Source organism: Aquirufa beregesia, assembly GCF_011090385.1.
Taxonomy (GTDB): Bacteria; Bacteroidota; Bacteroidia; order Cytophagales; family Spirosomataceae; genus Aquirufa; species Aquirufa beregesia.
Window position 1 is genome coordinate 1 of the sequence record NZ_SEWW01000059.1, and the last position, 255, is coordinate 255.

Genomic DNA, 255 nt, shown 5'->3' on the forward strand with positions numbered 1-255 from the left:
ACCAATATTGGCAGAGTGACATTAGTTATTATCAAGTCAATGGCATCTATTATTACCTCACTTTTATTGTAGATGCTTATACGCGTCATATAGTGGGCCACCACACCTCTAAAAGGCTATTAACAACGCATACCACCATTCCAGCCTTACAAATGGCCATCAAGCTTCGAAAAAAGAAAAGATTTGATGAATTAGTACTTCACTCCGATGGAGGTGGTCAATATTATGCCAAGGAGTTTTTACGAATTACTCAAA

1 protein-coding gene is annotated in these 255 nt (G+C 37.6%); it reads left to right on the forward strand.

What is annotated here, in order from left to right; genetic code table 11:
• The coding region (locus EWU23_RS14480; protein WP_166233209.1) for a DDE-type integrase/transposase/recombinase at window positions 1-255 on the forward strand (255 nt) is incomplete at both ends.